Annotated in this window: 22 protein-coding genes; 11 read left to right on the top strand and 11 right to left on the bottom strand. The window is 72.8% G+C overall.

Annotated features, from left to right (window positions below; translation table 11 throughout):
* The first annotated feature begins 1 nt into the window (after position 1).
* From LTT61_RS03670 to LTT61_RS03655, 4 genes are read left to right on the top strand one after another with little or no spacing between them, the layout of a single operon-like run.
* Positions 2-472 carry a hypothetical protein gene (locus LTT61_RS03670; protein ID WP_233018506.1) on the top strand — a complete coding sequence of 157 codons (471 nt, stop codon included), beginning with the start codon at positions 2-4 and terminating at the stop codon, positions 470-472.
* On the top strand, positions 469-1332 hold the full coding sequence (locus LTT61_RS03665; protein ID WP_233018505.1) for an alpha/beta hydrolase: 864 nt from the start codon (positions 469-471) through the stop codon (positions 1330-1332). The genes LTT61_RS03670 and LTT61_RS03665 overlap by 4 nt, the downstream gene beginning before the upstream one ends.
* Positions 1329-2102 carry an enoyl-CoA hydratase-related protein gene (locus LTT61_RS03660; protein ID WP_233018504.1) on the top strand — a complete coding sequence of 258 codons (774 nt, stop codon included), beginning with the start codon at positions 1329-1331 and terminating at the stop codon, positions 2100-2102. Before LTT61_RS03665 ends, LTT61_RS03660 begins: the two co-directional genes overlap by 4 nt.
* 14 nt (positions 2103-2116) lie before the next feature.
* Complete coding sequence (locus tag LTT61_RS03655; RefSeq protein ID WP_233018503.1) at positions 2117-2683, top strand: 3,4-dihydroxy-2-butanone-4-phosphate synthase; 567 nt, start codon at positions 2117-2119, stop codon at positions 2681-2683.
* A 4-nt stretch (positions 2684-2687) separates the two neighbouring features.
* On the opposite strand, the gene LTT61_RS03650 is transcribed toward LTT61_RS03655, so the two are convergent.
* Together LTT61_RS03650 and LTT61_RS03645 are read right to left on the bottom strand one after the other, a co-directional pair.
* A complete protein-coding gene (locus tag LTT61_RS03650; protein WP_233018502.1) occupies positions 2688-3617 on the bottom strand; it encodes a hypothetical protein in 930 nt (309 codons plus the stop codon).
* Positions 3614-4009: a hypothetical protein gene (locus tag LTT61_RS03645; RefSeq protein WP_233018501.1), complete on the bottom strand. Its 396-nt coding sequence runs from the start codon at positions 4007-4009 to the stop codon at positions 3614-3616. Before LTT61_RS03645 ends, LTT61_RS03650 begins: the two co-directional genes overlap by 4 nt.
* A gap of 615 nt (positions 4010-4624) precedes the next feature.
* On the opposite strand from LTT61_RS03645, the gene LTT61_RS03640 reads away from it, so the two are divergent.
* From LTT61_RS03640 to LTT61_RS03630, 3 genes are all read left to right on the top strand, one after another.
* Positions 4625-4903: a hypothetical protein gene (locus LTT61_RS03640; protein WP_233018500.1), complete on the top strand. Its 279-nt coding sequence runs from the start codon at positions 4625-4627 to the stop codon at positions 4901-4903.
* Between the two features lie 317 nt (positions 4904-5220).
* The gene (locus LTT61_RS03635) at positions 5221-5403 is read left to right on the top strand and encodes a hypothetical protein (RefSeq protein WP_233018499.1); all 183 of its coding nucleotides are present in this window, start codon (positions 5221-5223) and stop codon (positions 5401-5403) included.
* Complete coding sequence (locus LTT61_RS03630; RefSeq protein WP_233018498.1) at positions 5400-6458, top strand: acyl-CoA dehydrogenase family protein; 1059 nt, start codon at positions 5400-5402, stop codon at positions 6456-6458. The genes LTT61_RS03635 and LTT61_RS03630 overlap by 4 nt, the downstream gene beginning before the upstream one ends.
* Before the next feature lie 31 nt (positions 6459-6489).
* Here the strand turns inward: LTT61_RS03630 and LTT61_RS03625 are convergent, their stop codons facing one another.
* The 5 genes from LTT61_RS03625 to LTT61_RS03605 all read right to left on the bottom strand — a co-directional run bounded on the left by LTT61_RS03625 (position 6490) and on the right by LTT61_RS03605 (position 11199).
* Positions 6490-7509, bottom strand: coding sequence for a zinc-dependent alcohol dehydrogenase (locus LTT61_RS03625; protein ID WP_233018497.1), 1020 nt, complete (start codon positions 7507-7509; stop codon positions 6490-6492).
* Positions 7510-7610: 101 nt separating this feature from the next.
* Positions 7611-8297: a class I SAM-dependent methyltransferase gene (locus tag LTT61_RS03620; protein WP_233018496.1), complete on the bottom strand. Its 687-nt coding sequence runs from the start codon at positions 8295-8297 to the stop codon at positions 7611-7613.
* Positions 8297-9532 (bottom strand): sensor domain-containing diguanylate cyclase, encoded by a 1236-nt coding sequence (locus LTT61_RS03615; RefSeq protein ID WP_233018495.1) that lies wholly within the window; start codon positions 9530-9532, stop codon positions 8297-8299. The genes LTT61_RS03620 and LTT61_RS03615 overlap by 1 nt, the downstream gene beginning before the upstream one ends.
* A gap of 231 nt (positions 9533-9763) precedes the next feature.
* Positions 9764-10288, bottom strand: a complete 525-nt coding sequence (locus LTT61_RS03610) for a lipoprotein LpqH (protein WP_233018494.1) — start codon at positions 10286-10288, stop codon at positions 9764-9766.
* A 218-nt stretch (positions 10289-10506) separates the two neighbouring features.
* On the bottom strand, positions 10507-11199 hold the full coding sequence (locus LTT61_RS03605; RefSeq protein WP_233018493.1) for a MerR family transcriptional regulator: 693 nt from the start codon (positions 11197-11199) through the stop codon (positions 10507-10509).
* Between the two features lie 81 nt (positions 11200-11280).
* Here LTT61_RS03605 and LTT61_RS03600 point away from each other — a divergent pair, with 81 nt between their 5' ends.
* Together LTT61_RS03600 and LTT61_RS03595 are read left to right on the top strand one after the other, a co-directional pair.
* Positions 11281-12417, top strand: coding sequence for an erythromycin esterase family protein (locus tag LTT61_RS03600; RefSeq protein ID WP_233018492.1), 1137 nt, complete (start codon positions 11281-11283; stop codon positions 12415-12417).
* 69 nt (positions 12418-12486) lie between these two features.
* Positions 12487-14508 (top strand): glycosyltransferase family 39 protein, encoded by a 2022-nt coding sequence (locus tag LTT61_RS03595; RefSeq protein ID WP_233018491.1) that lies wholly within the window; start codon positions 12487-12489, stop codon positions 14506-14508.
* A gap of 1 nt (position 14509) precedes the next feature.
* On the opposite strand, the gene LTT61_RS03590 is transcribed toward LTT61_RS03595, so the two are convergent.
* The 3 genes from LTT61_RS03590 to LTT61_RS03580 form a co-directional block, all read right to left on the bottom strand.
* Positions 14510-15445, bottom strand: a complete 936-nt coding sequence (locus tag LTT61_RS03590; RefSeq protein WP_233018490.1) for a carbohydrate kinase family protein — start codon at positions 15443-15445, stop codon at positions 14510-14512.
* Positions 15438-16100 (bottom strand): class II aldolase/adducin family protein, encoded by a 663-nt coding sequence (locus LTT61_RS03585; RefSeq protein ID WP_233018489.1) that lies wholly within the window; start codon positions 16098-16100, stop codon positions 15438-15440. The genes LTT61_RS03590 and LTT61_RS03585 overlap by 8 nt, the downstream gene beginning before the upstream one ends.
* 61 nt (positions 16101-16161) lie before the next feature.
* Positions 16162-16509 (bottom strand): hypothetical protein, encoded by a 348-nt coding sequence (locus LTT61_RS03580; RefSeq protein WP_233018488.1) that lies wholly within the window; start codon positions 16507-16509, stop codon positions 16162-16164.
* Between the two features lie 133 nt (positions 16510-16642).
* Here LTT61_RS03580 and LTT61_RS03575 point away from each other — a divergent pair, with 133 nt between their 5' ends.
* Together LTT61_RS03575 and LTT61_RS03570 are read left to right on the top strand one after the other, a co-directional pair.
* Positions 16643-17173 (top strand): DUF4253 domain-containing protein, encoded by a 531-nt coding sequence (locus LTT61_RS03575; protein WP_233018487.1) that lies wholly within the window; start codon positions 16643-16645, stop codon positions 17171-17173.
* Between the two features lie 83 nt (positions 17174-17256).
* Positions 17257-17514 carry a hypothetical protein gene (locus tag LTT61_RS03570; RefSeq protein WP_233018486.1) on the top strand — a complete coding sequence of 86 codons (258 nt, stop codon included), beginning with the start codon at positions 17257-17259 and terminating at the stop codon, positions 17512-17514.
* 4 nt (positions 17515-17518) lie between these two features.
* Here the strand turns inward: LTT61_RS03570 and LTT61_RS03565 are convergent, their stop codons facing one another.
* Positions 17519-19618 (bottom strand): AMP-binding protein, encoded by a 2100-nt coding sequence (locus tag LTT61_RS03565; protein ID WP_233018485.1) that lies wholly within the window; start codon positions 19616-19618, stop codon positions 17519-17521.
* Positions 19619-19902 lie beyond the last annotated feature (284 nt).

The following is a 19902-nucleotide window of genomic DNA, read 5'->3' as shown; positions in this document are numbered from 1 at the left end:
GATGACCGGATACAGCAGTGATCCCGCGCAGGTGCTCGGCAGCGTCGTCGAGGCTCTGACGAACCGGGTGCTGCCCGAGGTGCCGGACGGACCGGCCCGGCTCGAGCTCGGCGCCGTGCTGGAGGTGCTCGGGAATCTCGTCGGGCGAGTGGGGTGGGACGGTGCCCGGCTCGGTGCGGTGTGTGCTCGCACCGAGCAGCTGGCCCGGGAGGTGGGGTTGCCGAGCGCCGAGCTGCCGCCGACGGTGGCGGCGCTGCGCGAGCGGCGCGCGGAGATCGCCGACGTGCTCGCGGTGGCATACGACCCGGACCGTAGCCCCAGCACTTCCGGCACCGCTGTCGCCCCCGCGTCGAGCCACGCGGACACCGCCACCATCGCGGCCGCCGTCGCCGCCTTCACCGCCGACGACGTCGCCGACCAGATCACCGGCGCCCTCCGTGGCGCCTTCGCCCCGACCGGAGACCCCCGATGACGCCGACCACCCTCGAGGAAGCCGAAACCGCCTGGACCTCGGTCTTCGGCGACGGACGCCTTCCCCTGGACCAGCTCCGGCGCAACCTCGACGCCATGATGTCCGAAACCCCCGTGCCACCGGATGTCCCGGTCACGAGCGACACCGTCGCCGCCGTGCCGTGCCTGCGGGTCGGCACCGGCACCCGGACCCTGGTCTGGTTCCACGGCGGCGGCTACGTCATGGGCAGTCCGCACGGCTACCGCGCCGCCGCCGCGACCCTCTCCGCCGCGCTCGACGCCCAGGTACTCCTCCCGGACTACCGGCTGGCCCCGGAGCACCCCTTCCCGGCCGCCTTCGACGACGCCACCGCCGTCCTCACCGCCCTGAGCTCCGGCGACAACCTGATCGCGGGCGGGGACTCGGCGGGCGGCGGCCTGGTCCTCGCCGCCACCGTCGCCGCCCGCGACCGCGGCGCTGCCGTGCCGAGCGCCGTCATCGCCGTCTCCCCCCTGGCCGACTTCACCGCCTCCGGCGACAGCTTCACCACCAACGCCGCCACCGACCCGGTCATCAGCGCCCGAGCCCTGCGCGGCCTCGCCGCGAGCTACCTCCGGGGCCACGACCCCCGCGACCCCCGCGTCTCCCCGCTCTTCGGCGCCTTCCACGACCTGCCCCCGATCCTGTTCCTGGCCGGCGACCGCGAGGCCCTGCGCGACGACGCCGTCCGCATGCACGCCACCGCCCGCGCCGGGGGCAACCGGGGCGCGCTCTCGATCCGCCCCGATGCCTGCCACGCCTGGACCCTCTTCGCCGGCCTGCCCCAGGCCCGCCGGGCCCTGGCCGAGATGACCGACTTCGTGAACGGAGCCCTGCCGTGACCATCCGGGTGACCAAAGAGAACGCTGTCCGCCGCATCGCACTCGACCGCCCCGACCGCCGCAACGCCGTCGACGCGAAGACGTTGATTCTGCTGCGTGAAGCCGTCGAAGCGGCCGCTGCGGACCCGGCGGTGCGCGTCATCGTCCTCGCCGGCGAAGGCCGGACCTTCTGCTCCGGCGGCGACCTCGGCGCCGACGACCCCTTCGACACCGACGCCACCGCCCGCACCCTCGACGCCGCCACCGGCCTCGTCACCGCCATCCGCGCGGCCCCGCGTCCGGTGGTCGCCGAACTCCGCGGCCCGGCCATCGGCGTCGGCGTCTCCCTCGCACTGGCCGCCGATATCGCCGTCGCCCGCGCCGACAGCTACCTGCGCACCCCCTTCACCGCGGTCGGCCTCATGCCCGACGGCGGCGCCACCGCCCTGGTCGCCGCGGCGGCGGGCCGCACCGTCGCCATGCGCCTGTTCGCGCTCGGCGCGAAGATCGGCGCGCACGAGGCCGAACGCCACGGCCTCATCGCCGCCGCCTTCGCCGTCGACACCTTCGACGCCGAGTTCGCCGCCGTCGTCGCCACCCTGCGTGACAGCTCGCTCGACGCCTTCGCGCGCACCAAACACGCCGTGCACGCCGCCACCCTCCCGCACCTGGAGGCCGCTTTCGCCCGCGAACGGGAAGGCCAGCTCGCCCTCGCGGGCGGCCCCGACTTCCGGCAGGCCGTCACCGCCTTCGCCGCCAAACGTCCCGCGCTTTTCCATCGACCCGCCTGAACAGGACCCCCGACATGACCGCGATCACCGCCGTTCGCCCCGGCGCCGAGCTCGCCTCCGGCCACACCGTCGTGCTGCTCGACCCGCACACCGGCGAGGGGCACCTGGTGCTCGCCGCCGAGCACGCCACCACCGCTGCCCTTGCCTTCCTGATCCGCCACACGTCGGGTTTCGTGGAGGTCGCGCTCGGCGACGCCGACTGCGCCCGGCTGCATCTGCCGTCGATGTGGAGCCTGCCCGGCGCGGCGGGCACCGCCCGCGATCACACCGTCACCCTGGACGCCGTCGACGGCATCACCACCGGCATCTCCGCCGCGGACCGCGCCCGCACCATCCGCGCCATGGCCGACCCGGCGACCGGCCCCGCCGATTTCACCCGCCCCGGCCACGTCGCCCCGGTCCGCGCCCACGGCACCGGCGCGCTCGCCGATCTCGTCGTCGAGCTGGCAGCCGATGCCGGTGCCCGCCCGATCGCCGCCTTCGCCGCGCTCGTCTCACCCGGGCACCCGGCATTGCTGGCGGACGCCGCCGACTGCCGCGCCTTCGCCGAGCAGCACGGGCTGCTCGTGCTGGCGCCGTGAGCGGCTATCCCGTGTAGACCACGATCCCGCGCTCGGCCCGCTCGATCGCCCCGGTGGCTCCGGAGAACTCGACTTTGATCTGCACGAACCAATCGATCGAGGAATGCACCGCCTCGGTGGTCGGGTCGACATCCTTCGGCAGGGTCATGGCGAAGGGGAATTCCTGGCGCTGCCCCCCGATGAAGCGGACTTCCTTGGCGAAGGTCGTCATCGGCCGCACGTAGGAATCGGTAGCACTGCCCGGAGTCTTCTCCACCGGATGCGATTCCTGAATGCGCTGGAACCAGCCCGCGATCGACGCGGTGCGGTCCGGCGTCTCCGGCGCGGTCACCGCGACCACCCCGCGCACCTCGTCACCGCGCCGGTACGCACCCCGTTCGGTGACGATCTCGAAGTCGAGGGTGCTCGCCAGCGCCCTGGTCTTCTGGATCAGCGGCAGCTCGGCCGATGCGGGCAGCGGGTCAGGGGGGCCGATCAGCACGGTCAGCGGCACCGCGGTCTCCAGATCCCGGCCCGAGCGCTCGACCGCGAGCCGGATCTCCCAGCGGACCACGTCCTTCGACGAGCCCGGCGACCACGACGGCAGCCGGAGTTGCACCCGATGCTGCCCGGCGGCCAGGATGCCCTCGACCACCGGCAGCTGCTCGGCCAGGACCGGCACCCACTCCTCGGTGTCCTTCTCCGAGCCGTAGTCGGTGCCGACCTGCCCCATCAGGAGCAGCGAGTCGTTGTCGTGGTTGAGCGCGGCATCCGCTCGCCCGGCCCACCGGTACCGGAAGCCGTTGCGATAGCCGAGCTGCACCGAGGCCGCCGACACCTTGTCCAGCGCCGCGTCCACGGTGACCGTCGCGGTGATGGTGTCCGTGGCACGGTACGGGCCGTCCGGGGCAAGGGTGATGCTCGCGCCCTTCCTGCGGCTGAACAGCCCCATCATCGCTGCCCACCGGCCGCCTTGCGCGCCGCCAGCTCGGCCTGGAACGCGGCGTACTCCTCCGGATTGTTCCGCCTGTGCATCGCCCGCACCGGCCAGAACAGCACGTAGAGGATGCCCTCGAAGAGCTTCCCGACCGCCCACAGCGGCCAGAACAGCACCAGCACGAACAGCCACGCCGGGTAGACCAGGATCAGGCAGAACTGCAGGAACTGCTTGATCCCGACCGGATACCCCTCGGCCTGGGAGAGCAGGAACTTCGGGTTCGCCGCCGCCGCGGCCCTGCCGGCCCAGCTGCGCTCGTCCACCACCGCCTGCTGGGCGGCGCTGACGTCCGGCCCGCGCTCGGCGGCGGTGCTGCCGCGTTGCGGACGCGGTGGTTCGGCGACGGTCATGGTTGCTCCTGGCTATCGGCGGGCGCACGGTTATCGGAATGCTCTCATTGCGCTCGTCCGGGTGCCAGTGGAACGGGCGGAGTGTCGTCCTTACTGGACATATCGCCCTTATGTGTGGAAAGTGATCTGTCCGGCGCTGTCCCGGGGGCGCGCGGGCGCGCCCCCGGTCAGCAATCCCGGTGCAAGTCGCAGTTCTTCCGCAGTGGGTGCGAGTTACCGCTGGTCGCGACACGGGGCACTCGGCCTCGGATGGAATACGTTGTATCGGAGTTCATCTCGTCAGATTCGACGTAGGGAGGCCACCCATGGCCGGACGCCCGCTGTCCGCGGAGGAATGCGACCGGCTCTGGCGGGCCTGGACGCCCGCCGAGGTCGCCGTGCTGGTACGTCGCGGCCGGGTGGGCGCTCGACCTTTTCCTCGGTGGCCTCGGGCGGGAGCACTCCGATCTCGAAATCGGCGTTCCCCGCGATCGATTCGGCGAGATCGTCGGTGCGTTTCCCGGGTACATATGGGACGTCGTCGGCGACGGGCAGGTCTGGACCTTCCCCGATGCGGCGGACAACCACCATCAGACCTGGCTGCGCGACCCGGCGACCGGGCGCTATCACCTCGACGTGTTCCGCGAGCCGCAGGACGGCGATCGCTGGGTGTGCCGCCGCGACGGCTCGATCACCCTGCCCTACGACGAGCTGATATTGCGGACCGTCGACGGCATTCCCTACGTGATCCCCGAGGTCGTGCTCCTGTTCAAGGCGAAATACCGGCGAGCGAAAGACGAGGCGGACTTTCTCCGCGCTCTTCCCGCACTGAACGAAGCACGGCGAACGCGGCTGTCCGATTGGCTGTCTCGGGTGCACCCCGGCCATCCCTGGGCGGACGATTGCGGCGGGTAGCGGTGTTGAGCCTGAACGGGACGGAGAGGGTTGACGATGCGCTGCCTCGTGCCCTCCGGATCGGCGAGCACGGCCCAACCGGTGATCACCCGACCCCGGTCGACCGGGGTAGCGCGGCCGAGGAGCGCACTCCAGAACTCGGCGAGGCGGGCGGGATCTCGGGCGGCGATTACTACACAGTCGATCCGAACTTCCCGCATCCAACTCCTCCGGGTTCGATTCGCGCCGAACACAACTCGTGATCAGCGGAGCGCGAAAGCCTACCGTGGCTTTCACGCGAGGCGGTGGCCCGCGCTGTCACCCGGAAGGGGAATCGCATGGCTGTCGGGACCGGTGATGTCGTGATCAGCGCCGAGCAGGTGCGTGCGGAACTCGAGGCCGAACGGCCGGGGGTGATCCTCGCGATCCGGCGGGAGGGCGAGGCCGACGAGCGGCGGTTGCCCGGCGCCGTTCCGGTGTCGCTGGCCCGTGCAGCCGGAATGAGAGGAAAGCAACGATGAGCGTCGAGCAGTTGACAGCACCGACCGAGCATCCCGCGTACAAGGATTTCGCGGAGGTGGTCGCGAGGGTGATCGCGCCGCGCGCGGTCGAGGTGGACGGGAGCGCGATCCCGCGCTCGCACCTGGAGGCGCTGCGGGAGGTCGGGTACTTCTCGTGGCCGGTGCCGGTCGAGCACGGCGGTGCCGGGCTGCCCGCGGCGGTGCAGAATGCGGCGGACGATCTGCTGTTCGGGACCGACCCGTCGACGGCGCTCGGGCTGAGCCAGCACGCGGGCCCGATCGGGCAGATCCTCACCTCGAAGACGCCGGCGGCGCTCGCGCTGCTGCCCGCGCTGGCGAAGGGGGAGCGGATCGGCGGCGCGGGGTTCGCGCAGATCAGGCACTGGCCGAGCAGGTCGAGTACGACGGCGACCGAGGTGGCGGGCGGGTATCGGATCGACGGGATCGTGCGCTGGCTCTCCGGCTGGGGGCTGGTGGACACCGCCTGGCTCGGGGCGGTGGACGAGGCGAACCACACCTACGTGTTCGGCGTCGGCGACCTGACACAGCCCGGGATCACCCCCGAGCCGCTGCGGCTGGCGGCGGTGCAGGGATCGCGGACGGTCTCGCTGCGGCTGCACGGCTACTTCCTGCCGGACGAATTCATCACCGAGGTCGTCGATATCGACGCCTGGGACGCCACCGACGGCACCGTGCACCCGAACGAGCGGCACAGGAAGCCGGAGGCGGCGAAGTATCCGGCCGCCGGGCCGGTCGGATTGGCGCGGGCGGCGCTGCGGGACGCGCTGGTCGCGCATCCGGACGAGCCGTCGCTGCTGGCCCTGGCGTCGGCGGTCGAGAAGGCGGCGGTGACGCCGCTTCCGGAGCCGTACTGGCGGGCGCAACTCGATCAGCTCGCGGTGCGCGCGACCACCGCCGCGCTCGTCGCCGGTGGCGGACAGAGCCTGGTGATCGACAGCATCGCGCAGGTCCGGGCCCGGGCGGCGCTGTTCCTCCAGGTGCGGGGGCTCTCACCCAGGGTGCGGACCGCGCGATTCGAGCGGCTCGCGAGCTGACGAAGGTCCGCGTGTTGCCGAGGAAAGCCGGTCAGCGCACGGCGACGAGTTTCAGCGGGGTGTCGAGAAGCGCCTCGGCGGACCCGTCCCAGGGCACGGTGGCGGTGGTGACGAGCGCGGGATCGAAGCGGCCCGCGGCGACCAGGTCGAGTACCAGCGGGATGGCCGGGCGGGCGTGCGCGCGGCCGGTGTGGAAGGTGCAGCAGCGGTTGTACATGCCGAACACCGGCAGCGCGACGTCCTCGAACTGCACGCTGACGCTGGTGCACCAGCCGTCGTACCCGGTCGCCTCGATCGCCGCCCGCAGCGCCTGCCCGCCGCCGCGTGCCTCCACCGTGATCGGGAACCGGCCCAGCTCCTTTCCCGGATCCCCCTCCACGGCCTCGGCGCCGAGCGCAGCCGCGATCGCGAGCCGCTCCGGCGACCTGTCGGTGTAGACGACCCGCTCCGAGCCGAGCGCGACCGCGAGCCCGGCCGCGTACAACCCGATCGACGGCGCCGCGCCGCCGCCGACCACCAGCACCTCCGCACCCGGTCGATCCGCCAGCTGCGGGCCGACCGCGCGATACGCGTCCGGGATGTTGTCGCTGGCACTGGCCACGGCGGCGGGGTCGATCCCCGCAGGCAGCGGCACCAGCATGGCGTCGGCGTGCGGGATCAGCGCGAGGTCGGCCCAGAGCCCGCCCCAGCCGAGCCCGCCGAGCGTGCCGAGGCCGAAGGTGGAGAGCGGTGGGTGGCTCGCGCAGTTGCCGGTGCGGCCCCGGGTGCACGGTTCGCACGTGCCGCAGGAGATCTGGAACGGCACGACCACCCGATCGCCGGGGGCGACCGAGCGCACCTCGTCGCCCACCGCGACCACCTCGGCGACCCCCTCGTGCCCGAACGGGTACGGGCCGGGCAGCGGGAGGGCGCCGCGCAGGACCGCCGGATCGATATCGCAGGTCGCCACCGCTATCGGCCGGACCAACGCCTGATCCGGTTCGGTCAGAACGGGTTCCGGGGTCTCGTCCCAGGTGAGCGCCCCGGGACCGGTCAGCAGCAGTCGCTTCATGCCCCGAGTATCGTCCACCGACGACCGGGACGGTCCCGCCGTCCGCCAGGATGCCGAAGCGGAAGGCGGCAACGGCTGCCCGCACGGATCGGGCCGCGCGATCACCAGTCGTAGTACGAGGTGACGGCGGGCTGGCCGGTGTAGCCGGGGCCCGCTTTGTCGTCGGCACCGAGGTAGGTTGCCGGGAAGTGCGGTGTAGCCGGGCCGCGCGCGGTGACGAGGTGTTTGCGGTTGTCGTAGTCGATTCCGGCGCTGCGGAATTCGGCGAGCACGTGGCGTGCCGCCGAGGAGCCGTCGCGGTGCCGGATACTGCCGGGGTCGAAGTGGGCGGCGAGGGTTCCGCCGGGGGTGAGCCAGCCGGCCATGGTGGTCAGGAGGGCTAGTTTGTCGCCGATGTAGTGCAGTCCGTGTACGCAGGTCACGAGGTCGGCGGGGGGTGCGGGGTGCCGGTCGTGCGCGCTGGCGGTGTGGAGTCGCAGCCGAGAGGTTCGCGGTGAACTCTGGAAGTAGCCGACCAGGTCGATGCCGAGCAGCGTGACGTCGGCGTCCGGCAACTCCGCGGCGAACCGGGCTTCCGCTTCGAGTAGCGCTCGACCCGAACCGCAGCACACGTCGATCCAGCTCACCGTGGCGGGCAGCCGCGAGCCGAGCAGGGCGAACGGGTCGAAGCCGAGGTCGCGGGTGTAGCTGTTCACCCCGGACAGCCCCCGTCCGCGATTCATCGCGTTGTTCGCCACCACCGACGACTGCTCGAGCGCCGCGTGGTCGAGCAGCCGGGGATCGGTCATCAGCGCAGGGGCCGGGTGACGGCCTGCGCCAGCTCGAACGCCGCGGCGGCATCGAAGGCGTTCGGGTCCGGCGCGGGGACCGGTTCGGACGAACGATTGCGCTTGGCGTAGTAGAGCCCGGCATCGGCGGCGGCGAGCAGCGATTCGGCGCCGTTGCGGGCGATCCGGGTGGTGATCGTGCCGATGCTCGCGGTCACCGGCAGCCGGTGGCCGTCGGCGAGCACCGGTTCGCGGAAGACCGCGGCGAGCCGCCGGGAAATGGCGGCGACGCGGTCGGCGGTGGTGGGCGGGGTGATGAGCGCGACGAACTCGTCACCGCCGATCCGGGCGATCAGGTGGTCGCCGTGCTCGCGGGTGTCGGCGTGCAGGCGGGCGGCGACCGCGGAGAGTACCTTGTCGCCGACGGTGTGCCCGAACCGGTCGTTGATCTGCTTGAAGCGGTCGAGGTCGAGGAAGCAGAGCCCGGCCAGCGCGCCGTCGTCGGCGGTGGCGCTGTAGCGGTTGACAGTCTCCATGAGGTGCCTGCGGTTGGGCAGGCCGGTGAGCGGGTCGTGCCTGGCCTGGTGGTGCAGCTCGGCCTGGTGCCGGTACTGGTCTGTGACGTCGGCGCCGACGGCGACCAGGTAGTCCGGGTCGCCGTCGGCGGTGCCCTTGGCGAAGGTGATGCCGATGTTCATCCAGCCGATCGAGCCGTCCGCGCGCACCAGCCGCTGCTTGAGCGAGACCGTGCCCTTTCCGGCCGGGATCAGCTGCTCGTAGAGCAGGGTGCGGATGTGTTCGTGGTCGTCGGGGTGCGCGAAGTCGTAGACCGAGATGCCGTCCAGCGCGTCGGGGGCGATGCCGATCATGTCGGCGAGGCTGCGGTTGGCCTCGAGGATGCGGCCCTCGGTGTCGCCGATGGCGATGGCGGCGGCCGAGTTGTCGAAGAGGATGCGGAGCCGGCGCGCCCGCTCGTCCGGGAGTACCGATTCGGTGCGCCGCGCCTGATGCCCCTGACCCAGCGCCACCAGATACCCCGCCGCGACCTCGGCCCGGCCCACGCTGCCCGCGATGGCGAGCAGCACCGGCGCGGAGGCGATCGGCGCGGCCGGATCGGTGAGCCCGGCGTCGACGAGCGCCGCGCCCAGCCCGGCGCCTGCGGCGGGCGCGAACGGCTCGGCGGTGAGATCGCGGATGGCGTGGCCGGTCAGCGCCTCGAACACGACCTCGGGGAGCGCGACCCCGGTGGTGCTCACTGCCTCCCGCCACGACCGAGCGAAGATGGAACGTTCGCCGCGCGTCACATCAACCAGACCCCTCGAGCATCGCACGAGCACACCATCGAAGGTGCCGCCGCGCTGCGGCCGATGGCGTTCCCCGCCGGGCGGGCAGCCGACCGGCGAGCAGCCAGGATAGCAGCGTGGCCCGCCGCGGGCCCCGGAACCGCGACGACCCCGGTGCCCAAGGGGGACACCGGGATCGGCGGTTCAGCCGTTGACGACGGTGGTGCAGGCGAAGGTGATCTCGAAGGGGATGTTCTTCGGGCCTGCGAGGGGGTTGGTGAGGTCGACCCCGCCGACGCCTTCGCCGGTGACGGTGTAGGTGGTGCCGTTCTTGGTGACCTTGGCCGAGCCGCCGGGGGCGCCTGCGCCGTAGCCGACGGCGTAGGGGGTGCCGCTGTTGCCGCCCTTGGTTCCGGCGATGGCGACGGCCTGGACGGTGTCCTCGCCCTGGAGGGTGGCCGAGACGCTGAAGTTGCCGTAGGTGGTGTTGTTCAGGTCGGTGAGGGCCAGGGCGAGGGTGCCGCCCTGCTTGGCGCAGGTGGTGTCGAAGCGGGCGTCGACGGTCGTGCCGTCGACCTTGGCGGTGGAGTTGCCCGCGGAGGGGGCGGCGGGCGCGGCCTTGCTGGTGGGGGCCGGGTTGTCGGTGCTGTTGTCGCTGCAGCCGGTGACGAGCAGGGCGAGGGCGGCGGCCGCGGCGGCGGTGGTGGCGGCGAGGCGGTTGATGCGCATGGGTTTTCGTTCCTTCGTTCTCGGGTTGTCCGGCTTCCGGTTCGGCCGTTGAGATGAAGGTAGGAGGGTTGCGCGCCCTACCGATCCCAGGTTTCCGAGAAAAGGCGTGGTCACCGCCGCGCCGCGTGCTCTACAGTCGACTGCGAGCGGGCCGGAGCCGGCCGGTTATCTGGTCTCTCGGGTTCGACTCCCGGCCCGGTCGGGACGCACACGCCCGCTCACCCTTCGAGGTAGGCGTCCAGCCTGGCCGCCGCGCGCAGCAGGGCGCGTCCGCGTGCCGTGAGTGCCCGCTGCCAGCCGTCGAGCGCGGCGGCGAGTTCCCCGGTGCCGCCCGCCGTGCGGACCTGGTCCACCACCGTGGCGATGTGCCGCAGCGGGTAGCCGCCGCGGCGCAGCAGGTGCGCGAGTTCGGCATCGCGGACATCGGCCGCGCGGAAGATCCGGTGCCCGGTCGCCCGATCCCGGCCCGGGACGAGAATGCCCGCACGCTCCCAGGTGCGGAGCGTGGCGGGGCTGAGCCGGAGCCGGTGGGCGAGTTCGCCGATACTGCGGATGCCGGAGATTCCCTGGTGTTCGCGTTGCGCCGTGAGGTGGCCGATCGCCCGGCGCACCTGGTCCAGGGTGTCGCGGTCGCGGAGGAAGCGGGTGTGCCCGTCGGCGAGCACGGCCAGTGCCAGCTCCACGTCGCCCGCGTGCAGTGCCGTCATGATCCTGCCCGCGGGTTCGTGGCCGGTGGCGGCGACGAGGGCGAGGTAGGCGCGCAGCGCGGCGGCGTGGCGCTGGGTGTAGATGCGGTAGCCGCTGGGGGTGCGCTCGGCAGGCGGGAGGAAGCCGTCGCGCTCGTAGTTGCGGACGGCCTGGGTGGAGATGCCGTGCTCGCGGGCCAGGTTGGAGGGGCGCAGTGTTGTCACCGATTGGAGACTTTACCTCCCAGATCATCGGTGTTCATAGACGAACCTTCACCCGCTCGTTCAAGGATACGATTCAGTGGCATGAGTCAGGACATCCGAGATTTCCTCACCCCGTCGTGCACGCTGCTCGGACTGGGCGAGCCGACCCATCAGGAGCCCGTCTTCGGACATCTCCGCAACGACCTGTTCGCCACCCTCGTGCGGCTGGGGTTCCGCTCCATCGCGCTGGAGACCGACCGGGTGGCCGCGCTCGCGGTCGACGACTTCGTGCGCGACGGCACCGGGACGCCGGCCGACGTCCTGCGCGCCGGCTTCTCGCACGGCTTCGGGGCACTGGAACCGAACCGGGAGCTGGTCGCCCGGATGCGTGCCTACAACGAGGGCCGCCCCGCCGGGGATCGCCTCTCCTTCCACGGCTTCGACGCCCCGACCGAGAACACCACCGCGCCCAGCCCGCGCCGGTACCTCGAGTACGCCGCCGGATACCTCGACATCGACCTGGCCGGAACCGATTTCGGTCCCGACGAGCGCTGGGACCGGCCGGAGGCGATCCTGGACGCCACCCGGTCGATCGGCGACAGCGCGGAGGCCGCCCGGCTGCGCGCCCTGGCCGACGACCTGCTCGGCACCCTGCACGCCCGCGCCCCCGAGTTGATCGCGGCGACCTCCCGTGCCGCCTGGCACCGGGCCCGCACCCACCTCACCGCCGGGATCGGGCTGCTGCGCTACCACCGGCAAGCCGCGCGGCGGGTCGGGGAGGGCGCTCGGATCTCCGGGTTGCTCGCCACCAGGGACGAGGTCATGGCCCGGAACCTGCTCGACATCCGCGACCTGGAAGCGGACCGCGGGCCCACCCTGGTCTTCGCGAACAACGCGCACCTGCAACGCAATCCGAGCAGCATGCGCATGGCCGGGATGGAGCTCGGCTGGTGGTCGGCGGGCGCTATCGCCGATGCGCTGCTCGGCGCGCGGTACCGGGTGCTGCTCGGCAGTCTCGGGAGCAGCGACGCGCTCCGGCTCGGCGCGCCCGAGCCGGGCACGTACGAGGGAACCCTGCGGCGGGAGTTCCCGGCGTGGGGGCTGACCGCGACGGTCGCGCCCGCCCTGACCCGCACCGATACCAGGCCCGACCAGGGCTACGCCCCGCTCGACCAACCCCTCGTCGACGCGGCCGACGGCGTGCTGTACCTCGACAGCGGGGCCGCGCTCGACCGCTGAACCGGCATTGCCAGGAAACTCCCAGGGAACCGGGAGGTCGTTGCCAAGCTCCGCCAGCAGAATCCACGAATGCCATCCACCGTGCCCGCGCCCGCCCGCCGGAGCGAACGGCTCGCGCTCGCGGCCCTGCTCGCCGGGACCGCACTGGTCTACCTGTGGAATCTGAGCGCCAACGGCTGGGCGAACAGCTTCTACGCCGCCGCGGTGCAGTCCGGCACGAAGTCGTGGACCGCGTTCCTCTTCGGCTCCTCGGACTGGGGCAACTCGATCACCGTCGACAAGACACCGGCCGCGCTCTGGCCGATGGAGCTCTCCGCCCGGCTCTTCGGCTTCTCCGGCTGGAGCATGCTGCTGCCGCAGGTGCTGCTCGGGGTCGGGTCGGTGGCGCTGCTGTGGGTGATCGTGCGCGGGCGGTTCGGCCCGGCGGCCGGGTTCGTGGCGGGGCTGGTGCTTGCGGTGACGCCGGTGGCGGCGCTCATGTTCCGGTTCAACAATCCGGACGCGCTGCTGGTGTTCCTCATGCTCGCCGCCTGCTGGGCGCTGCTGCGGGCGGTGGCGGACGACCGGGTGCGGTGGTTGGTGCTCTGCGGAGTGCTGGTCGGGCTGGGGTTCCTGGCCAAGCAGTTGCAGGTGATGCTGGTGCTGCCCGCGCTGGTGGTGACCTACCTGATGGCGGCGCGCGGCGGGATTCCGCGGCGGGTCGCGCGGCTCTTCGCGGCCGCGGGCGGACTGGTGCTCGGTGCCGGGTGGTGGTTGCTGATCGCGGTGCTCCGGCCCGCCGGAAGCCGACCGTATTTCGGCGGCTCGCAACATAATTCGACCATCGAGCTGGCGCTCGGGTACAACGGGCTGGATCGGCTGGGGAACTTCGGCACGGTCGAACCCGGAAGGCCGCCCGGTGGCGGGCCGTTCGGGCGGGCGCCGGGGATCGGGCGGTTGTTCGACGCCTCCGTGGGCGGGCAGATCGCGTGGTTCGTTCCGGCCGCGGTGGTGCTGGTGGTCGTGGGGATCGTGCTGTGCGGGCGGGCCGAGCGGGGGGATCCGCGGCGCGCGGCGCTGGTGCTGTTCGGGGTGTGGGGGCTGGTCACCGGGGTGGTGTTCAGCTTCATGCACGGGATCTTCCACGAGTACTACACCGTCGCGCTCGCGCCCGCGCTCGCCGGGGCGATCGGTGCGGGCGGGGTGCTGGGGTGGCGTTCGCGGGACGTGGTGTGGGTGCGGGTCGCGCTGGGGGTGGCGGTGCTGTCGACCGGGGTGACCGCGTTCGTGCTGCTCGGGCGGGCCGAGGGGTTCGTGCCCTGGTTGCGATGGGTGGTCGTCGCGGCGACGGTGCTCGGGGTTGTCGGCGTGCTCGGCGGGTTCCGGCGGCGGGCTGCCGTAGTCGCGACGGTGGCAGCCGTCGCGGTCGGGGGGCTGGCCGGGCCGGTCGCGTATGTGCTGCAGACGGTGTCGAGTCCGCACCGGGGCGGCATCGTCCTGGCCGGGCCGAACACCGGGGGCGGGTTCCCGGGCCCGCCGTCCGGTGGCGGGCCGGATGGTGCGCCGCTCGGCATGCCGGGCAGCGCGGGCGTGCCCTTCGGCGGGCCCGGAGCGCCCTCCGGTGGACCGGAGTGGACCGGTGGGCCCGGCGGTGGACCGGAGTGGACCGGAGCGCCCGGCGGAGCGCCGGGCCCGGACGCGGGCGGTCCGGCGAGCGGAGCGGCTCCGAACCAGGCTGCGCAGCATGATCCGGGACGTCGCGGTCCGATGGGCGCCCCGCCCGACCCGCTCGTGATCGCGAAACTCCGTGCGGACGCGGGCAACTTCCGCTGGCCCGCGGCGACCGTCGCCTCGATGACCGCCGCCGACTACCAGCTCGCCGCCGACGTCCCGGTCATGCCGATCGGCGGCTTCTCCGGCGGCGACCCCTCGCCCACCCTGGCCGCCTTCCAGGCGTACGTCGCCGACGGCGACATCCACTGGTTCCTCGCCACCGGCCCCGGGCGGAACCGGGATTCGGAGGGCACCCGGATCACCGAGTGGGTGCGGGACACCTTCACCCCGATCCAGCTCGGCGACGTCACCCTGTACGACCTCACCGCCCCGAAGTGACCTACCGCGTCGGGGCCGCCACGGCGAACTCCTCGACCCGGGCGAGGTCGTACTCCCCGGCTCCGGTGCCGACCCCCTGGGCGACCTGCGCCGCCACCGCGCACCCGAGCCGCGCCGCCCGGCCGAGATCCCGATACCTCAGCCAGCCGGTGACGAACCCGGCGGAGAAGGCGTCCCCGCACCCGGTGGTGTCGACGACGTCGACGGCGAACGCGGGCACCTCGACCGTGGCCTCCGGCGTGACGACCAGCGCGCCCGCCGCACCACGGGTCAGCGCGACACACCCGACCCCGTGCTCGAGCAGCGCCCTTGCCCCCGCCTCGAGATCATCGGTGCCGGTGAAGCCGCGCACCTGCTCGTCGTTGGGCAGCAGGAAATCGGTGTGCGGCAACGCGCCCGCGATCCACCGCAGCAGCCCGGGATCGCCGGGGGCGAGGATGTCGACCGAGGTGCCGATGCCCCGCTCGCGAGCCTCGGAGAGCAGTTGCCCGGCCGCCTCCCCGCCGAGGAACTCGGGGCCGCCGAGGTGCAGGTGGTCGATGCCGTCGAGCGCGTCGGGGGCGAGGTCGGCGGGGGTGAAGGCGGCATTGGCGCCGACGCAGTGCCAGGCCGGGCGGTCCCCGTTGGGACGCACCGGGATGACCGAGCCGGAGGTCTGCGCGGCGGCCGCGGTGATCAGCCCGCCGGTGTCGACGCCGTAGCCGCCGAGCAGCGCGGTGAGCGTCCGGCCGAGCGGGTCGGCGCCGACCGCGCCGTGCGTGCGCACCCGCGCGCCGAGCCGGGACAGCACCACCGCGGTGCCGCCCGCGGTGCCCGCGGGGGAGAAGCCGATGGACTCGACCAGCGCGCCGTCCGACCCTCGCGGAATCGACTCGATCCCCACGACGTGCACGTCGAGCACGTGGATGCCGACGGTGGCGATGCTGAGCTCAGTCATCCGGGTTCTCCTGGATCGTGCCGTAGCGCAGGCGGACGGCCTGCTCGACGACGGCGGCCTGCTCGGCCGCGGTGAGCACCCGCGGGCTGCCCATCGCGGTGGTCCTGGCGAACAGCGCCGCCGCCCACTCCAGCAGCAGCGCGTTGTCGAGCGCCTTCTCCAGGGTGTCGCCGAGCGCGACCGCGCCGTGGTTGGCCAGCAGCGCCGCCTGCTTGCCCGCGAGCGCGGCGCGGACGTGCGCGGCCAGCTCCGGGGTGCCGAAGGGGGCGAACGGCGCGATCGGGGTCGCGCCGCCGAGCAGCAGCTGCTGGTAGTGCAGCACGGGGAGCGCGGTCAGCCCGGCCAGGCAGGCGACGGCGGTGGAGTCGGGGGCGTGCGTGTGCACGACGGCGCCCGCCTGCGTGTCGCGGTAGATGCCGAGGTGCAGGTCGAGCTCGGAGGTCGGGCGCAGCCGACCGGCCAGGAGCGCGCCGTCCGGGGCGACCTCGGTGACGGCGTCGGCGGTGCACTCGGCGAGCACGACCCCGGTTCCGGTGACCGCGATCCGATCGCCCGAGCGCGCCGAGACATTGCCCGCGGTGCCGATCAGCAGCCCCTCCGCGGCCAGGAGGCGGGCGGTGGCGGCGACCCGCTCCCGCAGATCGGCATCGGTCATGCGCGGCTCCTCGTCGGTGAGTTCACCGGGAACCTACCGCGCGGGCCGCGTGTGCGGCGGCTCAGCCACCGCCGCCGCCACCGCAGCCACCGCCACCACCGCCGCAACTCGAGCCACCGCCGCAACTCGAGCCACCACCACAGCTCGAGCCGCCGCCGTCGTGGGGACCGTGGCCGCCGTGCCCCTGATGGCCGCCGTCGATGAGGAAGCCGGCACCCCAGGCGCTGTCCCGCCCGGCCCGGCGCCGGGACGCCGACCGGCTGTGCGCCTGCCCCCGCTGCGACCGCACCACCGCGAGCGCGACCAGCAGCGCCGCCAGCACGATCAGCACGATCCCGAGCAACGGATGGACCGCGCTCCCCAGCCCGATCCCGAACACCAGAACGAACGCCGCCAGTACGTACAGCATGTGATCCCTCCCCGCTCCGCGCCCGCGCGCGGTGCTATCGAGCCTACCGGGGCCGCACCGCGCACCCGCGGGCATTTCCGTGGCTGTCACCCCCGCCCGCTACGGTCGCCGCACATCGCCGACCGGAGGCCCCATGACCATCGACACCACCGCACCGCGCTTCATCCCCGACCCCCCTGTCCCGGCCGACGCCGGCCCACCCGGCCGCGACGCCGCACTGCGCGAACTACTCACCGCCGACACCGAACTCGGCGCCGCCGGCTTCACCCCGGTCCCCGGCACCGAACTCGACGGCGGCAGCGTGTGGGTGGCCGAGGTGGCGTCGGGCTACCCGGCCTGCGACCTGTGGCGCGCCTTCCGCGACCGCTTCGAGCAGACCGGCTTCCGGCCGATCCTCATCGAGCGCTCCACGCTCGACCACCCCGGCGAGCCGGAAGCCGTGGCAGGCCCCCTGAACGGCGCCGCCGTGCTCACCACCCGCGACGGCGGCGACCCCGTGCGCGCGGACATCGACCTGAGCGACGCCGACGACCCGGGCCGCTACGACCGCGGCGCGCGCGAGGCGTTCGCCTACTGCCCGGACGCGGTGCACCAGGACTACGGTTCCCTGGACGGGGTGGCCGAGCGGCTGCTCCGGCCGATCTGGCGGCTCTGGTGGGACTGACCCGACATGGTTGCGGATCGGTTGCCGAACCCGCAGAATGACACTCCATCGGGTGCAAGGCCGCGACCGGCGAAGACGGGGTGATGACCATGGGCAGGTCGGGAACTTTCCTGGAGGCACTGGGCAGGCTCGCGCCGGAACCCCTAGCCGGCGCCGGTTTTCCGCGCTGCCCGCACGGCTGGTGCGGCCGCCCGTGGCACGGGCTCCCGGTCCTCGCCGCCGCCGAGGAGCCGCCCCGCCGGGGCGCGCTCCCGGCCGCCCCCGGCGATTCGCTGGTGTTGTGCCCCGGGTCCGCACTGCCGGTTCCCGACCTCCGGGTCGGGCGCGCTCAGCTGCCCTGATCGATCAGGGCATCGCCGTCCCCAGGGCCGGGGGAGGGAGGGGCGGGTCACCCCCGGCCCCGACCAGCATCCGCTTGAGGATCTTGCCGGTCTCGCCGCGCGGCAGCGCGCTCAGGAAGGTGACGTCGCGCGGCACCGAGAAGCGGCTCAGCCGGTGCCGCACGTAGTTGCGCACCATGTCCGAATCCAGCCCCGCGCCCTCCCGTTTCACCACGAAGGCGGCGAGCCGCTGGCCGTACTCCCGATCCGGGACGCCGACCACCGCCACCTCGCTCACCTGCGGCAGATGCGCCAGCGCCTCCTCGACCGGGCGCGGGAAGACGTTCTCGCCGCCGGAGATGATCATCTCGTCGTCGCGGCCCGCGATGAACAACTTGCCGGTGGCGTCCAGGTAGCCGAGGTCGCCGGTGTCGAGCATGCCGTCCGCCTCGTCCGGCGGCGCGGAGTTCACGTAGCCGTCGAAGAGCATGTGGTTGCCGACGAAGACCCGCCCGATCCGGCCGACCGGCAGCGGCTTGCGGTCCGGGCCGAGCACCCCCAGCCTGGTGCCGAGCGGCGGGCGGCCCGCGGTGGTGGGGGAGGTGCGCAGGTCGTCCGGGTCGGCGATGGTCGCCCAGGAGACCTCGGTGGAGCCGTAGACGTTGTAGAGGATGTCGCCGTAGGTGTCCATGAAGTCGAGCACGGTGGCCCCGGCCAGCGGGGCGCCGCAGCTCGCGACGATGCGCAGGCTGGAGGTGTCGTAGCGGTCGCGCACGCCGGCGGGCAGGTCCAGGATGCGGTTCACCATGATCGGCACGACGATCAGCGTGGTGATCCGGTGTTCGTGCACCAGCCGCAGGCACTCCTGCGCGTCGAACCGGTCCGGCAGCACCACGGTAGCCCGGATCGCGGTGCTCAGCTGCAGCGCGGCCAGCCCCCAGGTGTGGAAGAGCGGCGCCGGGATCAGCATGTTCTCGTCGCTGCGCAGCGGAATCCGGGACATCAGCGCGGCGACCGTCGCGAACCCCTTCGGGTGCGGGCGGCGCGCGCCCTTCGGGGTGCCCGAGGTGCCGGAGGTGAGCACGACGAGCCTGCCCGGCTGCACCGGCTTGCGGTACTCGCGGTGCCCGTCGCCGATCAGGTCCTCGGTGGTGACGTTCCGGTCGTCGCCGGGCACGTTCTCGGTGCGGAACCGGGGCAGGTCGGTGTGCAGGTACTGCACCAGGTGGTCGTACTCGGCGTCGACGAAGAGCGCCTCCAGCCGGTCGCGCTGCACGATCTCCTCGATCCGGCGCGCGGGCAGCCCGGTGTTCAGCAGCACCGCGTCCACCCCGAGCTTGCCCGCGGCGACCATGGTCTCCACCATGGCGCCGTGGTTGCGGGCCAGGATGCCGACGGCGTCACCGGCGCCGAGCCCGGCCTCGGCCATGGCGGCGGCGAGTAGCTCGGTGCGCCGGTGCATCTCGGCGAAGGTCCGCGAGCCCCAGGCGTCGACGACGGCGGGCCGGTTCGGCACCCGGACCGCGCCGGAGGCGTACCCGCCCGCCAGGTTGAAGCCGTACTCGGCGAGCCTGCGCCACTGCCGCAGCGCGGAGTCCGGGCGGTAGGTGCGCAGGACGCCGCCGGCCACCACCTGCCTGGCGATGTCGGCGCGCCTGCGCAGCGGGGCATCCTCGCCGTTGACCGCCACCGAGGTGGGAGCGCCGAGCAGCAGGTCGGCCACCCGCTTCAACCCGCGGACGGCCCAGTCGGCCACCGCGGAGTTGGGCAGCTCGGCCAGGCCGGGGTGCATGCGCGCGGGCGCGAAGAAGGTGACCGTCACCCGGGTCCGGTGCTGGTCGCCCTCCAGCCGGATGGAGGTGAAGCTGCCCTGCGCGGGGCAGTGCAGCTCGATGCTGTCGCCGTCGCGCGCGGAGGTCATCCGCACCACGTGCGTGCGGATCTCGGTCGCGGGGGTGCCGACCCGGAAGCGGACCACCGGGTCGCCCTCGACCGTCTCCAGCGGGTCGCACGCGCCGATGCCGGGGAACAGCCGCGGGTAGGTATCCGGGATCCGCAGCAGATCCGATACTGCCTTGCGGTCGACCGGGAACTCCGCGACCACGTCTATTACGTCGGTAACCAAGCGCTTGCACTTCTCGTCGGCCGGTTCGAAGAGCTCGGGTCGGCGGGAATTTTATTTGTAACCGTGGACACACACTTGGTCAAGTGCCGTCCCGTCATCCCTGGTCAGGCTGGCGGAGAGAGTGAAATTCACGGGCAGGAACGTCGTTTCGCCGTCTCGGACGGAGAAAGCGGCGCATAATTTGCCCGAGGGGAAGCCGGGCCGATTCCGCAAAATTCGTGAAATATACCGCAGCGGATCGTGTTTCGTTGTGAAATAGCACTGCCGGGCCGGTTCGGCGAAGT

Origin of the sequence: Nocardia asteroides (genome assembly GCF_021183625.1) — a bacterium.
GTDB classification, from domain to species: domain Bacteria; phylum Actinomycetota; class Actinomycetes; order Mycobacteriales; family Mycobacteriaceae; genus Nocardia; species Nocardia asteroides_A.
The sequence above is the reverse complement of the archived record's forward strand: the minus strand, read 5'-3'. Positions and strand labels throughout refer to the sequence as shown.